Genomic DNA, 14,047 nt, shown 5'->3' on the forward strand with positions numbered 1-14,047 from the left:
TAAAACAAATCACCAACTTGATTGTTTTTAGTTATTCGGCACCATCAATAAGAGCTCTTGCAACTGCAAAGCCACCCACTTTTTCGCCTAATTCAAGTCCTTTTTCACAATCGCTTCTATAATGAATGCATCCAAACATTCTGGAATCCGAAGCTTCTTTTGCCATAGCTACAAAACCTTGTGCTTTTGCAGGGATGAGATGTGATAAAACAACATAGGCCGCACCGCTGAAGGTAGAATGGCCGGATACATAAGCAGGGAAATTTGGAATCCCGGTTAATGTTTTTATAGACGGATCTATTTGGGAAGGTCGGGGGTTAAAGTACGTGTATTTTGCGTCCCAGCAGCAGATCGCCGCATCCATCATAGCAATATTTAGCAACGCTAGATTTCGTGCCCAGCGCACCTCACTATAATTGAGTGCTACAAATGACTCTGATGCAATTGCATTCCAGTGTCCGGGTGGCGTATAAGTTCCTACTCCATCAGCCCAAAAAGCAACAATTTCCATGTTTTTTCTAGTGGCATTTTTTCCATAGCTTTTTACTTCAGCTAATTCTTTTGCAAATTGTTCTGATTTTGTAGATGGTGGTGGAATCGGGCGGCTGGCCACAACCATTTCAGGAGTCATAAGAAATGATTTTACTTTTCCAAATAATGGTAGCATTGGAGGTCTTGCTGGTATATCTAATGATTTCCATGGAGTTTCTCCGGTTGCTGCCGTTTGAGTTTCCAGTTGTGTCCAAAGCGCTTGATTGCCAATAGCAGCTGCTGTTCCGTCAGCAGTAGCTCTGGCGATAAATTTGGCTGCTATTTTTCTGCCTAGAATAATTCCGGCATCCACATCACTGCGAACATTGGCACCACTAATAATGCGATATAATTTTTGTTCCGCTGCCTTTTCTTGTATGTAAGCGATTTCTGTTGGGAATAATAATTTTAATAACTCAACCGTTACTCCTGCTAAAACAGCATCTTCAGAGGGATAGGAAGGCAAGTTGCTTTTTGGGATTAAAACCGGTAATGTAGCATCAACCGTAAAAGGTGCAGCTCTATTGTACAGTTTTTTATAATGCCAAGTTGCTATCATCGCATCGCATTGCGCCGCACTCACATAGGCATACGCTCTGGCTGCATAAGGCGGATTTGAGAATGGAAACTGCGGATTCGCAAACGGATTTGCTCCAGATGGTGCAGGGTAGGTTCCGTCTTCATTTTGATACGGCGGTCGATTGTGTCTTGCCACTAATGTTCGCATGATTTCATTCCAACGCAAAACTCCTCCGGCACTCCAGTATTTTATGATGTTTCTTTGGTCTTCCGTGATGTTTGACTGATAGCTTTTTATCTCATTTATTTCTCTTGTAAAAGCCGCTGCAGTAGTTGCTATTGGTGCATCCAAAGAGAACTCATCCGGAGTAGTCAGTAAGAATGTTTTCCAGGTCCCTGCTAATTCGTCTGTATTGATAGGATTTAATTGAGGGAATTGCTCGTTGCGTTCTGTTAGCTCATCACTGCAAGATTGGTTCACTGCAAGAAACAGAACCAAAAGACTGTAATAGGCTATTTTTTGTGTTTTATTTTTCATTTTCTTGTGCTGTTTTTTTTAAATTAAGGATGTAGAATAAACCACCGTAGAAGGTGTTTGATTGCCCAATATTTCTACCTTCCGTAACAAAATTGCCCCCCCCAATAAGAGATAATGCCGGAATTTTCTGGAGTGTGTATTTAGTATTCACGCCAATTTTTAAGGCATTCATAGTATTGCTCGGGAAAGGCATGTTGTTTGTAGTGATGTCAAATCCTCCGGATTGTGATACCCAATTGTCCAGAATCGCTTCGGCTATTAATCTAGTGGAACGATAGCCAATTCTCAAGTTAACCGAAATAGCGTCTGGCATGTCTACTTCATTGGTGTAATGCATTTCGGTTGTGTAATAGGAATTTCTATCAATAATTATATTGGCCCTTTTTACATACGCTCCCGAAATAGTGGTAAAAAAATGACCTCTTTGATAATCACCCATGATGCGTAAAGATGCTGTCTTGCTTTTTAGGCCAAGACTCAAGGGTAAATAATCAGCTGAATAATCAGAAACTGGAGCCGAAAGACCTCCCAAAGCATATAACGAGTAGGTAGCTTTACCAATTGTTTTTTCAAATGGCATGTATTTTACTGTTAGTGAAATATCTTGTAATCCTTTTTGGCCTTCCATTGTTCCAGCACTTGTATGTGTATCCACGTAAGGAAGACTGAAAATAATATTCAATTTATCAGAAACACCATAGTTTCCCATTAGAGCAATTGATTTTGTTGAAACAGTACCCAGATTAAGATTTTCTCTTTTGAAAGTTCCTTCCCAATACTCGTTCCAGCTGCTGTACTGGTAAACGGCTCCAAAACAAAAATTATTTTTACTCATCATAATTCCGTCAATCTCGGTTTGAGCATTTATAAATAGAGGAACCAATAGCAGGCAGTTCAGATAAATTTTTTTCATTAAAAAATGGTTTTTGGTTAATGGTTTTAGCCTTTTTTAGAATGGATAATGGTATAAAATAGTACAACAACAACAACTTTTTACCTAAGAAGGTCTGAGTTAAAAATAGTGATTGTTTGTCAAGTAATATCGCTGTAAAACAAGATTTGTTTTTGGCTTCAGCCAAAAAATCTCTTTGAATTTACAAGGCTAAATGCATTGATTAAGGGCGTTTTTCAAACACAGAACTGTTCTGTAAATCCATTTTAGTCATGGTCCTAAAGGCTAGTTGTACAAAGTATACCAGAATAGCAATGCAAAATGGCCTATCAAATTATTCACAAAAGTGAATTCAGAAAACACAAAAACCTGTTTTGTATTTATAAAGGGCATAATTTCTATCGAAAGGGTGTAATAAATGTACAGATGTAGCTAAAACAATCATTAGTTATCTTGACTTTTAAAGGCGGGATAAAAGCGAATGATTCCACTAAAATGAAAGAAGATTTAAACGAAATCAGGTGGTGAATACGAAATGGAAGTGTACCCGGGATCTAACGCCTGGTTTGGCGTAATGATAGGTTCAGCAGAAAGCATCGCTGTTTTTGGATAAAAAGCTACGCAAACAGTATTATTTGAAATATAATCTTGAAGAAAAGACTTCATGAGTTTTTTAACCGGAGACTCTTTAGAGGAAGATCCATTAAATAATTGATTGTCAACAATATCTTTTAAATCCTGGCTTATTGCATCTTGATGTGCATTGCGCAGGTAATACAAACTTAGTATGTTATTTTGAATTCTTTTCTTGAAAATATGATACCTTTTATTGTTGATAACCACATCTTCATTGACGTATTCAAAATCAGTGTCTTCAATAAAAGAATATAAAGTTGCATTCAATTGGATTACTTCAAACTCAGGATCCTGTCTTTTTTCCATAGTAGATACCCACGCTTGCTCTTCTTGATAAGCAAACATTAGATAGTATCCCATCACGTTGTAAAACAACGTTACTATTAAAAAAAGTGATGCAATTCGTTTCATATTTGCCGAAAGTAGAAAACTATTTCATAGGTTATTATCTTCAATATTAATTTTAAGGTTTTTTTAACATAATTTAATAAAATTATAAAACGAAACCGTTTTCGGAAAAATTTGTAGATTTTTTTTTAATAGTTGTTTTTTAATTGTTAATTTTTATAGAATTATATTTTTTTGAATAATGAAACAAGATTCTGTATTAGAATTTCTATTTCAAAATTCATTAATTGGAAGAAATTAGTAAACAAAAATGGCGCAAAATCCATAAACCAAAAAAGATGCTTATTTTTGTGGACTATGAAACATTTCCCAGAAAATCTATCCGCTAAACTTGAAATTCGAAAGCAAAATAATGCGTTGCGAAAATTGCCTTTATCAAGTAAAAGAATTGATTTTTCTTCCAATGATTACTTGGGCTTTTCACAATCAGAAATTATATTTAATCATACGCACGAGTATTTAATTACTAATAATGTCATTCAAAACGGGGCGACGGGTTCCCGATTGTTATCCGGGAACCATAAGCTGTATCAAGAAACAGAAAACTGTATTGCCAGTTTCCACCAATCAGAAACAGCCTTGATTTTTAATTCGGGTTACAATGCCAATATTGGTTTTTTTAGTGCCGTTCCACAAAAAGGCGATTTGATTTTATACGATGAATTGTGTCATGCTTCTATTCGGGACGGAATCCAACTGTCGAATGCCAAAGCCTATAAATTCAATCATAATGATTTTGAGGATTTAGAAAAATTGATTTTACGGAATCCAAACACTATTATTTATATCGTTACTGAATCTGTTTTTTCTATGGATGGTGATTGTCCCAATTTGGAAGAATTGGTTTTGGTTTCAACTAAATACAATTGTTATCTTGTTGTGGATGAGGCGCATGCTTTGGGCGTTTTTGGTGAAACAGGCGAGGGATTGGTTCAAATGCAGGGTCTACAAGAACATGTCTTTGCTCAAATTATGACTTTCGGGAAAGGATTGGGATGCCATGGAGCCGCGATTTTAGGCTCGGTTGAATTGAGGGATTATTTAGTAAATTTCTCCCGCAGTTTTATTTATACCACAGGGCTTTCGCCACATTCTGTTGCTGCGATTTTGGTTGCGTACCAGCATTTAGAAAAAGATTCGGCTTCAATTTTAAAATTAAGAGAAAACATTGTATTTTTCAATCAGCAGAAAAATCTATTGAGTTTAAAACCACTTTTCGTCCGAAGCAAATCGGCAATACAATCGGCCATTATTCCCGGAAATGAAAAAGTAAAAACCATCGCCAGTCAACTGCAGGAAAAAGGATTTGATGTGAAAGCTATACTTTCGCCAACGGTTCCCGAAGGGCAGGAACGCCTGCGTTTTTGCATTCATAGTTACAATTCGACGCAAGAAATTACGGAAGTGTTACATTTGTTGTGCACTTTTCTTTTTTAGCCAGCGGATGCTTCGGATTTCAAGGATTAAAACAGATTAGTGCATTAACGTACTTCTTGCTGTAATTATGGGTTTACTTTTGATTGCAGATTAATCCTGAATTCAAATAATCAAAAAATCATAAAGAATACGTGTGAATTGTAGTACAAACTATCGATACTTTATTAGGAAAGAAGCGATTAGTATTTAAACCTAATATGGTTTGTAAATTAATTTTTTGTTGTACGAATTTTGAGTGCTCAAATTGATCCCTATTTAACGCAGCGCCTATATTTTCTTTCTCATTCTCGCCACAGGAATATCGAGTTGTTCTCTGTATTTAGCAATGGTTCTTCTCGCAATTGGATATCCTTTTTCTTTTAGGATTTCGGCTAGTTGATCATCTGGAAGCGGTTTTTTCTTGTCTTCTTCCTCAATTGTATTTTGAAGGATTTTCTTAATTTCCAATGTCGAAACATCCTCGCCTTGATCGTTTTTCATGGATTCCGAGAAGAATTCCTTGATCAGTTTCGTGCCATAAGGCGTTTCTACATATTTGCTGTTTGCTACACGTGAAATCGTCGAAATGTCAAGACCTACCATGTCGGCAATATCTTTTAAGATCATTGGTTTTAACTTGGTTTCATCGCCATCCAGAAAAAACTCTTCCTGATAATGCGTAATCGCATTCATGGTTACAAAAAGGGTTTCCTGACGTTGGCGTATCGCATCGATAAACCATTTAGCTGAATCCAACTTTTGCTTTATAAACTGCACTGCATCTTTTTGCTGTGCCGATTTGTCTCTGGAATCCTTATACGTTTGCATCATTTCCTGATACTCTTTAGAAACGTGCAGAGAAGGAGCATTTCGACCGTTTAAAGTCAGTTCCAGTTCACCGTCTACAATTCTAATGGCAAAATCAGGAACTACGTTTTCTGTTATTTTATTGTTTCCGGTAAAGGATCCTCCTGGTTTTGGGTTCAGTTTTTCTATTTCGTGAATTGCTTTTTTAAGCTGCTCATTTGAAACATTGTATTTTTGTAACAGCTTGTCATAATGTTTTTTAGTGAAAGCATCAAACTGATTTTCGATAATGTCAGTGGCCAGTTCTACGGATTCTGTCGGTGTTTTATGTTTCAATTGTAACAACAAACATTCCTGTAAATCTTGTGCGCCTACACCAGATGGTTCCAGTTCATGAATTACCTGCAGCATTTTTTCGACCATTTTCTCATCGGTATAAATGCCTTGCGTGAATGCCATGTCGTCTACCATATCAGCAACACTGCGACGAATATATCCCATGTCATCAATACTTCCTACAAGGAATTCGGCAATATCACGCTCTTCATCATTCAGGATGAAGGTATTCAACTGATTGATTAAATCCTGATGAAAACTCACTGGCGCGGCAAAAGGCGTTTCGCGATCATCGTCATCATCACTATAATTGTTAGCCTGCGTTTTATAATCCGGAGTTTCGTCATTGCTTAAATATTCGTCAATGTTGATGTCTTCGGCGTCAATTCGCTCTGATTCCGCATCATCATAATCGTCATAATCTTCGTTTTCGAATTCATCCTTTTCATACTCATCTTCTTCTTTTCCAGTTTCCAAAGCTGGATTCTCGTTCATTTCTTCCAGTAAACGCTGTTCGAAAGCTTGCGTAGGCAATTGAATTAACTTCATCAACTGAATTTGTTGAGGAGATAATTTCTGTGATAATTTTAAATTTAAGAATTGCTTCAGCATTTTTATTGTTTAATCGGTTAACCGTTTATTTGTTTAATCGATTAACCGAATAACCGACTAACCGAATAAACTTTTTTAAAACTCCGCATTCATTGGCGTTCTTGGAAAAGGAATTACGTCACGAATGTTTGTCATTCCTGTTACAAACAATACCAATCTTTCGAATCCAAGTCCAAAACCAGAGTGAACCGCTGAACCAAATCTTCGGGTATCAAGATACCACCATAATTCTTCTTCATCAATTCCTAAGGCTTTCATTTTTTCAACTAAAACATCAAAACGCTCTTCTCTTTGAGAACCGCCCACGATTTCTCCAATCCCTGGGAAAAGGATATCCATCGCACGAACCGTTTTTCCGTCTTCGTTCAAACGCATGTAAAATGCTTTGATATTTGCCGGGTAATCAAACAAGATTACCGGACATTTAAAGTGTTTTTCCACCAAATAACGCTCGTGTTCTGATTGTAAATCAGCTCCCCATTCGTTGATGATATAGTTAAATTTTTTCTTTTTATTAGGCGTACAATCCCTTAAAATATCAATGGCTTCGGTGTACGAAACACGTTTGAAATTGTTTTCCAAAACAAAGTTTAGTTTGTCCAGCAAAGCCATTTCGCTTCTTTCCGCAACTGGTTTTGATTTCTCTTCATCCAATAATCTTCCTTCCAGGAATTTCAAATCCTCAGGACATTTTTCCAAAGTGTATTTGATTACATGCTGAATAAAATCTTCGGCCAAATCCATATTGTCGTTCAAATCATTGAACGCCACCTCTGGCTCAATCATCCAAAATTCTGCAAGGTGACGCGAAGTATTCGAGTTTTCGGCTCTAAATGTTGGTCCAAAAGTATAAATCTGTCCCAAAGCCATGGCAAAAGTTTCTCCTTCCAGTTGTCCCGAAACCGTTAGGTTCGTTTCTTTCCCGAAGAAATCTTCTTTGTAATTCACTTTTCCATCTTCGGTTCTTGGCGTTCCGTCAAATGGCAAGGCGGTAACTTTAAACATTTCACCGGCACCTTCGGCATCTGATCCGGTGATGATTGGTGTATTCACATACACAAAACCTTTCTCTTGAAAATAACTGTGAACTGCATACGACAATACCGAACGTACACGCATTATAGCTCCAAACATATTAGTACGCACTCTTAAATGCGCATTTTCCCGCAAGAAATCCAAGCTCGGTTTGTTCTTAGGTTGTATTGGGAATTTCTCCGCATCTGAATCTCCAAGGATTTCCAGTTTAGCTACCTGAATTTCAAATTTTTGTCCTGCACCTTTGCTTTCTACCAAAGTTCCGGTTACAGATATTGCTGCTCCAGTGGTAATTCTTTTCAAGGTTTCATCTGGAGTGTTTTCAAAATCGACAACACATTGTATATTATTGATAGTCGAACCATCGTTCAACGCGATAAATTGATTGTTTCTAAAAGTTCTCACCCATCCTTTTGCATTCACTTCATGAAGCGTCGTGGTACTGTTTAGTAAGTCTTTAACTTTTGTATGTCTCATTTTAGGGGTATAATTGATATTAAAAATTGTCTGTAACTGAACTGCAAATATAAATGATTTGTTTTAAAAGTCATTGCGAGGAGTGAAGCAATCTGGAGCTATTTCCCGCTTTCCGTTGCAATCTTTTTATTTTTAAAGAAAAAATAAAAAGGATTTACACTGCAATCAGGGCTAGGGAGTAGTGAAAGTACGGTTTTTGAAGATCTTCTTTGAGAATAAATAGGATTGTGATTGGTAACTGAAATGCTTTAGTTTTTTGATTACATAAATGAGAATATTTTCTGGTAATTAATTCTTGGTATTTTGATAGGCACAATCTCGCCTCAAATACCAGCAGTACAAAACTTAAAAACAAATCCTCAAAGTTGGAAACTTTGAGGAGCATGATTTATTGGTTTGAATCTAATTCCATCAGTAAAAAACTAAAAGTTACATCCTAAAAGTTAGAAACTTTGCGAAGCAGAAGAGCAGGAAAATTCAAAAATGGGAATGTAAGTTGAAAAATAAATTTTATCATTCTTAATTATTGTTAATTTTCTTTAGTAGATTCAGTTTACTATTGGCAATAGAATCAATTTTTGAAGTTGATTTAGTAATTAATGAGTCGAGTTTTTTTACTTTAGCTCCTTCTTTGTTGATTATAGAATCAAGGGAATTTACTTTCTTCAACTCTTTATTAACCAGTGAATCTAACTTTTCCGCCTTGGCATTCAACTGATTGATTTTTTCTTCAGCTTGTTTTGAAATATCACCGCAGGAAACAAGTACGCCGGTTAACGTAATTAAGAGAAAATTGCTGTATTTATGTTTTTTCATGACTGCATTGTATTAATTTAAATTAGTATCGATTGCCAGGTAAACGGTATTCTTACGACACCTTTCTGGGAGTTAAAGTACGATATTACTTTGAATAATATAAAATAATATTCAAGTACAGTGTATATAAACTTTACTTATTTTTTTTTTCTAAATCATCAATCTCGGCATCACTTGGTTCGATGATGTCAATTTTGGGTTCGATAAAATCTTGTTCGTTGGCCAAAGTTTTATTCAAGGTCAAGACTAAAGCTGGCAACAACATCAAATTGGATAGCATTCCGAATAATAATGTTAGCGAAATCAATCCGCCAAGTGCTATTGTTCCGCCAAAACTGGACAACATAAACACCGAAAATCCAAAGAACAACACGATAGAAGTATAAAACATGCTCAGGCCGGCATCCGTAAATGTGGCGTAAACGGATTTGCGAATTTTCCAGTTATTTTTCTTTAATTCCTCGCGGTATTGCGACAGAAATCTTACGGTGTCATCCACCGAAAGACCAAACGCAATTCCGAAAACCAATATCGTCGACGGTTTCAGCGGAATGTCCAGAAAGCCCATGATTCCTGCGGTTAGCATTAGCGGCAATAAATTAGGAATGATAGAAACCAACACCATTTTGAACGAACGGAACATAAAACCAATCAAAAGTGCGGTCAGGAAAAAGGCGAAAGCCAGCGACGAAAGTAAGTTGTCCAGTAGGTAACCGGTTCCTTTTTGGAAAACTAAAGCTTTTCCGGTGATGGTGACTTTATATTGATCTGGCGGGAAAATTTTATCAGCTTTCTTACGAATTTCAGCTTCAATTTTGGCAATATTATCGCCATTTTCATCGCGCATAAAAGTCGTGATTCGGGCAAATTGTCCAGTGGAATCTACATAGCTTTTCATCAGATTATCTTTCGAGTTTTTTGTAGCATTTTTAGCATACGACAAAATAAACGACTGTTCCTGTGACGTTGGCAATTCATAATAGTCTGGGTTTCCGTTATAATACGCTTGTTTGGAATATTTAATTAAATTCACAATAGAAATGGGTTTTGACAATTCCGGAATTTCATCAATGGTTTCCTCCAGTTCTTCCATTCGCCTCAGCGTAGACAATTTCATAACTCCTTTTTTGCGTTTGGTGTCAATCATGATTTCGAGGGGCATCACTCCATCAAATTCTTTTTCGAAGAAAACAATGTCTTCAAAAAAGGCTTCTTTTTTAGGCATGTCTTCAATTAAACTACCGGAAATGCGCATTTCGTAGATGCCTACAATGCTAATTACTAAAAGAATAACAGAAACGACATAAATTGAAAAGCGATTGTATTTTACGTTTCTCAGAATCCAATCCATAAAAACCTTCACATAATTGCGGTCTAGGTGTTCGATGTGGCGCTCTTTCGGAGCCGGAATATAACTGTGAAAAATAGGGATGACAATGATGCATAAAAAGAAAAGTGCCATAATATTGATAGAAGTCACGACGCCAAATTCCAGTAACAATTGATTATTAGAAGCCACAAACGTAGCAAAACCTATGGCCGTGGTGAGATTCGTCATCAAGGTTGCCATTCCTACTTTGGTAGTGACACGCTGTAATGCTTTGGCTTTATTGTGGTGAATTTTATATTCCTGATGGTATTTATTGGTCAGGAAAATACAATTCGGAATTCCGATTACGATGATTAATGACGGAACTAAAGCGGTCAAAACAGTGATTTCGTAGTTCAGTAATCCTAAAAATCCAAAAGACCACATTACCCCAATAATGACAATTACCATTGATATTAACGTCGCCCTAAAACTTCTAAAAAAGAAAAAGAAAAGCAGTGAAGTAACTAATAGTGAAGCTCCAATGAAGATACTTATTTCATCGGTGATGGTTTTTGCGTTTAGCGTCCGGATGTAAGGCATGCCTGAAACGCGCAGGTCGATTCCGGTTTCTTTTTCGAATGTTTCGACTGCGGGAACTAATTTATCCAGAATAAAATCTTTTCGGGCTGCTGTGTTTACAATTTTTTTATCCATGTATACGGCAGAGCGAATGCTTCCCGATCTTTTGTTGAAAAGTAATCCTTCGTAAAAAGGCAAATCATTGAATAGTTCTTTTTTGATCTTTTGAAGATATGCCGGATCAAGAGTTTTGCTTTGGTCCACAAAAGGAACGAGTTCAAAGGTTTGCAGCGAATCATTTTTTTGTAATTTCTTTAAGTCATTTAACGAAATTACTAAATCTACCGCTTTGTCTTCTTTCAGCGTATTCATCATTTTGCTCCAGGAAGCATAGGCTTTTGGGGTAAATATGGAGTTATCTTTTACACCGATGATGACTAGATTTCCCTCTTCGCCAAATTTATTTAGAAAAGCGTTGTACTCGATATTTACAATATTATCATCCGGTAATAAATTGGCTTCGGTAAAAGTGAAATGGATATTTTTCCATTGTAGTGCTAAAAGCGCTGTTATCACAACAATAATGGATAACATCAAAATTCTATTTCTGAGGACAATTCGCGCTATTAATTCCCAAAATCCTAAACTAAACCACTTAATCATAAGTCAATATTAAAGGCGGTAAAGGTAGTCAAAACCACTATAAATCATTTATTTTAAAAGAAACTTTTTGTTGTTTTACCGGGCTAATTATACCCTTTTTTTATTTTACAATAAAATAATTTTGTGGCATATAAATTATACATTTGAATTTCTCATCTTTGTTTCTTTAAAGTTGGGAAAGTCCATATAAAAACAAATATGAAGAATTATAAAAACACACTATTTTATTTAAGTGTTACTGGCGGTTTTATAGCACTAATGTATTGGATTATAACTAAAGGGAAGCATTTAGAAGTTGCAGAAACGATAGTGACACCAGAAAGTGGAAACGGTTCCTGGAGTGATTTTTTAGCGTCGATTCGGCATAACTTCCAAGATCCTTTGGCTATCCTTTTGGCGCAAATTATTACGATTATTCTAGTTGCTCGTGTTTTTGGCTGGATTTTCAAGAAAATTGGTCAGCCTTCAGTAATTGGGGAAATTATTGCGGGTATTGTTCTAGGACCATCTTTGCTGGGATTGTATTTTCCGGAATTTTCAATTGCTTTATTTCCTGTTGAATCGTTAGGAAACTTAAAGTTTTTGAGTCAGATAGGACTGATTCTTTTTATGTTCGTGATAGGGATGGAACTCGATTTAAAAGTGCTGAAGAACAAAGCAAATGAAGCCGTGGTAATCAGTCATGCGAGCATCGTCATTCCCTTTACTCTCGGGATTGGTCTGGCTTATTTTGTGTACAATCGATTTGCTCCTGAAGGAGTTAAGTTCCTTTCTTTCAGTTTGTTTATGGGAATTGCGTTGAGTATCACTGCTTTTCCAGTTCTGGCCAGAATCGTTCAGGAACGAGGAATTCATAAAACAAAGTTAGGCGCTATTGTTATTACATGTGCTGCTGCTGATGATATTACGGCTTGGTGTATTCTGGCAGTGGTCATTGCGATCGTGAAAGCAGGAACGTTCGTGAGTTCCTTATACATTATTATGTTGGCGGTACTTTATGTTGTAGCTATGATTTTTATTGTAAAACCATTTCTAAAAAGAATTGGGGATTTATATGGTTCCAAAGACAGTATTATAAAACCAGTTGTGGCGATCTTTTTTCTGGTACTTATTATTTCCTCGTATGCTACTGAGGTTATCGGTATTCATGCTTTATTTGGAGCGTTTATGGCGGGAGCCATTATGCCAGATGTTCCAAAATTCAGGACCATATTTATAGAAAAAGTAGAGGATGTGGCGTTGATTCTTTTACTGCCTTTATTTTTTGTATTCACAGGTTTGAAAACTGAAATTGGGCTGATCAATGATCCGTATTTGTGGAAAGTGACCGGTTTTATTATTCTGGTAGCGGTAGTAGGAAAATTTTTGGGGAGTGCATTGGCCGCCAGATTTATAGGGCAAAGTTGGCGGGATAGTTTGACAATTGGCGCTTTGATGAATACCAGAGGTTTGATGGAATTGATTGTGTTAAACATCGGGTTGGAGCTTAAAGTGTTGACTCCTGAAGTCTTTACCATGATGGTCATTATGGCTTTGGTCACTACTTTTATGACAGGTCCGGCCTTAGATCTCATCAATTATATTTTTAAAACTAAAGATGGGGTTGAGATTTTGGAACCATCAAATGATAACAAATACCGAATTTTAATTTCATTTGGAAACAATGAAAAAGGAAAATCGTTGCTTCGATTGGCCAATAGTTTGATAAAAAAACAGAAAAACACTTCCAGTGTTACCGTCATGCATTTGTCTTTAAGTGATGAGGTACATACTTTTAACATGGAAGACAAAGAAAAAAATAGTTTTTATCCTATTGTTGAAGAATCCCATCTCCTGAAACAGGACATCACCACGATTTTTAAAGCAACGATGGATATTGAAACTGAAATTGCCGATGTAGCCAATCAAGGCGACTATGACTTGTTATTGATAGGTCTAGGGAAATCTATTTTTGAAGGGACTATTCTTGGAAAAGTAATTGGCTTTACCACACGGATCATCAATCCGGATCGTTTGATTGATAAGTTTACCGGCAAAGAAGGCTTGTTTGAAAACTCGCCCTTTGATGAAAGAACCAGACAGATTATTTCTAAAACCAAGATGCCAATAGGGATTTTGATCGATAAAGATTTACAGCACGTAAACCATATTTTTATTCCAATTTTTAGCCCTGAAGACTCTTTTTTGATTGATTATGTGCAAAAATTAATTTACAACAACAATTCTAAAATTATTCTTTTGGATGTAAATGGGCATCTTACGACTAATTTTGTCATGAAGAGCGCTATTGATTCTTTGGAGCAAAAATACCCAAATAACATTGGTTTGATAACCGATAAAATCATTAAAAAGGAATTTTTAGATCAGCAGGATTTAATGGTAGTCAGTCTTGAAAGTTGGAAAGACTTGGTGGACTCCAGAAGCACTTGGCTGAGCGGCGTTCCTTCGGTATTAATTTTAAAACAATAAT

Annotated in this window: 9 protein-coding genes; 2 read left to right on the forward strand and 7 right to left on the reverse strand. The window is 36.4% G+C overall.

Annotated elements, in window-relative coordinates; all coding sequences use genetic code 11:
• Window positions 1-31 precede the first annotated feature (31 nt).
• The 3 genes from EKM05_RS01105 to EKM05_RS01115 form a co-directional block, all read right to left on the reverse strand.
• The gene (locus EKM05_RS01105; RefSeq protein WP_126552984.1) at window positions 32-1,588 is read right to left on the reverse strand and encodes a phosphatase PAP2 family protein; all 1,557 of its coding nucleotides are present in this window, start codon (window positions 1,586-1,588) and stop codon (window positions 32-34) included.
• Window positions 1,578-2,501, reverse strand: a complete 924-nt coding sequence (locus tag EKM05_RS01110; RefSeq protein ID WP_126552986.1) for a hypothetical protein — start codon at window positions 2,499-2,501, stop codon at window positions 1,578-1,580. The genes EKM05_RS01105 and EKM05_RS01110 overlap by 11 nt, the downstream gene beginning before the upstream one ends.
• 486 nt (window positions 2,502-2,987) lie before the next feature.
• A complete protein-coding gene (locus tag EKM05_RS01115) occupies window positions 2,988-3,527 on the reverse strand; it encodes a hypothetical protein (RefSeq protein ID WP_126552988.1) in 540 nt (179 codons plus the stop codon).
• 294 nt (window positions 3,528-3,821) lie between these two features.
• Here EKM05_RS01115 and EKM05_RS01120 point away from each other — a divergent pair, with 294 nt between their 5' ends.
• Window positions 3,822-4,961: an 8-amino-7-oxononanoate synthase gene (locus tag EKM05_RS01120; protein ID WP_126552990.1), complete on the forward strand. Its 1,140-nt coding sequence runs from the start codon at window positions 3,822-3,824 to the stop codon at window positions 4,959-4,961.
• A 267-nt stretch (window positions 4,962-5,228) separates the two neighbouring features.
• On the opposite strand, the gene rpoN is transcribed toward EKM05_RS01120, so the two are convergent.
• The 4 genes from rpoN to EKM05_RS01140 form a co-directional block, all read right to left on the reverse strand.
• Window positions 5,229-6,695: an RNA polymerase factor sigma-54 gene (rpoN, locus tag EKM05_RS01125; protein ID WP_126451949.1), complete on the reverse strand. Its 1,467-nt coding sequence runs from the start codon at window positions 6,693-6,695 to the stop codon at window positions 5,229-5,231.
• A 75-nt stretch (window positions 6,696-6,770) separates the two neighbouring features.
• The gene (gene asnS, locus EKM05_RS01130; protein ID WP_126457974.1) at window positions 6,771-8,207 is read right to left on the reverse strand and encodes an asparagine--tRNA ligase; all 1,437 of its coding nucleotides are present in this window, start codon (window positions 8,205-8,207) and stop codon (window positions 6,771-6,773) included.
• A gap of 519 nt (window positions 8,208-8,726) precedes the next feature.
• A complete protein-coding gene (locus tag EKM05_RS01135; protein ID WP_126457980.1) occupies window positions 8,727-9,023 on the reverse strand; it encodes a hypothetical protein in 297 nt (98 codons plus the stop codon).
• 133 nt (window positions 9,024-9,156) lie between these two features.
• Window positions 9,157-11,577 carry an RND family transporter gene (locus EKM05_RS01140; RefSeq protein WP_126457983.1) on the reverse strand — a complete coding sequence of 807 codons (2,421 nt, stop codon included), beginning with the start codon at window positions 11,575-11,577 and terminating at the stop codon, window positions 9,157-9,159.
• 198 nt (window positions 11,578-11,775) lie between these two features.
• Here EKM05_RS01140 and EKM05_RS01145 point away from each other — a divergent pair, with 198 nt between their 5' ends.
• Window positions 11,776-14,046: a cation:proton antiporter gene (locus EKM05_RS01145; protein WP_126552992.1), complete on the forward strand. Its 2,271-nt coding sequence runs from the start codon at window positions 11,776-11,778 to the stop codon at window positions 14,044-14,046.
• The last annotated feature ends 1 nt before the right edge of the window (window position 14,047 follow it).

Source organism: Flavobacterium sp. GSP27, from assembly GCF_003970395.1.
GTDB lineage: Bacteria > Bacteroidota > Bacteroidia > Flavobacteriales > Flavobacteriaceae > Flavobacterium.

What these genes read in the sequence shown, in the direction of transcription:
- EKM05_RS01105 (WP_126552984.1), bottom strand. Translation starts at nt 1,588, where the DNA reads ATGAAAAATAAAACACAAAAAATAGCCTATTACAGTCTTTTGGTTCTG.
- EKM05_RS01140 (WP_126457983.1), bottom strand. Translation starts at nt 11,577, where the DNA reads ATGATTAAGTGGTTTAGTTTAGGATTTTGGGAATTAATAGCGCGAATT.
- asnS (WP_126457974.1), bottom strand. Translation starts at nt 8,207, where the DNA reads ATGAGACATACAAAAGTTAAAGACTTACTAAACAGTACCACGACGCTT.
- rpoN (WP_126451949.1), bottom strand. Translation starts at nt 6,695, where the DNA reads ATGCTGAAGCAATTCTTAAATTTAAAATTATCACAGAAATTATCTCCT.
- EKM05_RS01145 (WP_126552992.1), top strand. Translation starts at nt 11,776, where the DNA reads ATGAAGAATTATAAAAACACACTATTTTATTTAAGTGTTACTGGCGGT.
- EKM05_RS01135 (WP_126457980.1), bottom strand. Translation starts at nt 9,023, where the DNA reads ATGAAAAAACATAAATACAGCAATTTTCTCTTAATTACGTTAACCGGC.
- EKM05_RS01115 (WP_126552988.1), bottom strand. Translation starts at nt 3,527, where the DNA reads ATGAAACGAATTGCATCACTTTTTTTAATAGTAACGTTGTTTTACAAC.
- EKM05_RS01120 (WP_126552990.1), top strand. Translation starts at nt 3,822, where the DNA reads ATGAAACATTTCCCAGAAAATCTATCCGCTAAACTTGAAATTCGAAAG.
- EKM05_RS01110 (WP_126552986.1), bottom strand. Translation starts at nt 2,501, where the DNA reads ATGAAAAAAATTTATCTGAACTGCCTGCTATTGGTTCCTCTATTTATA.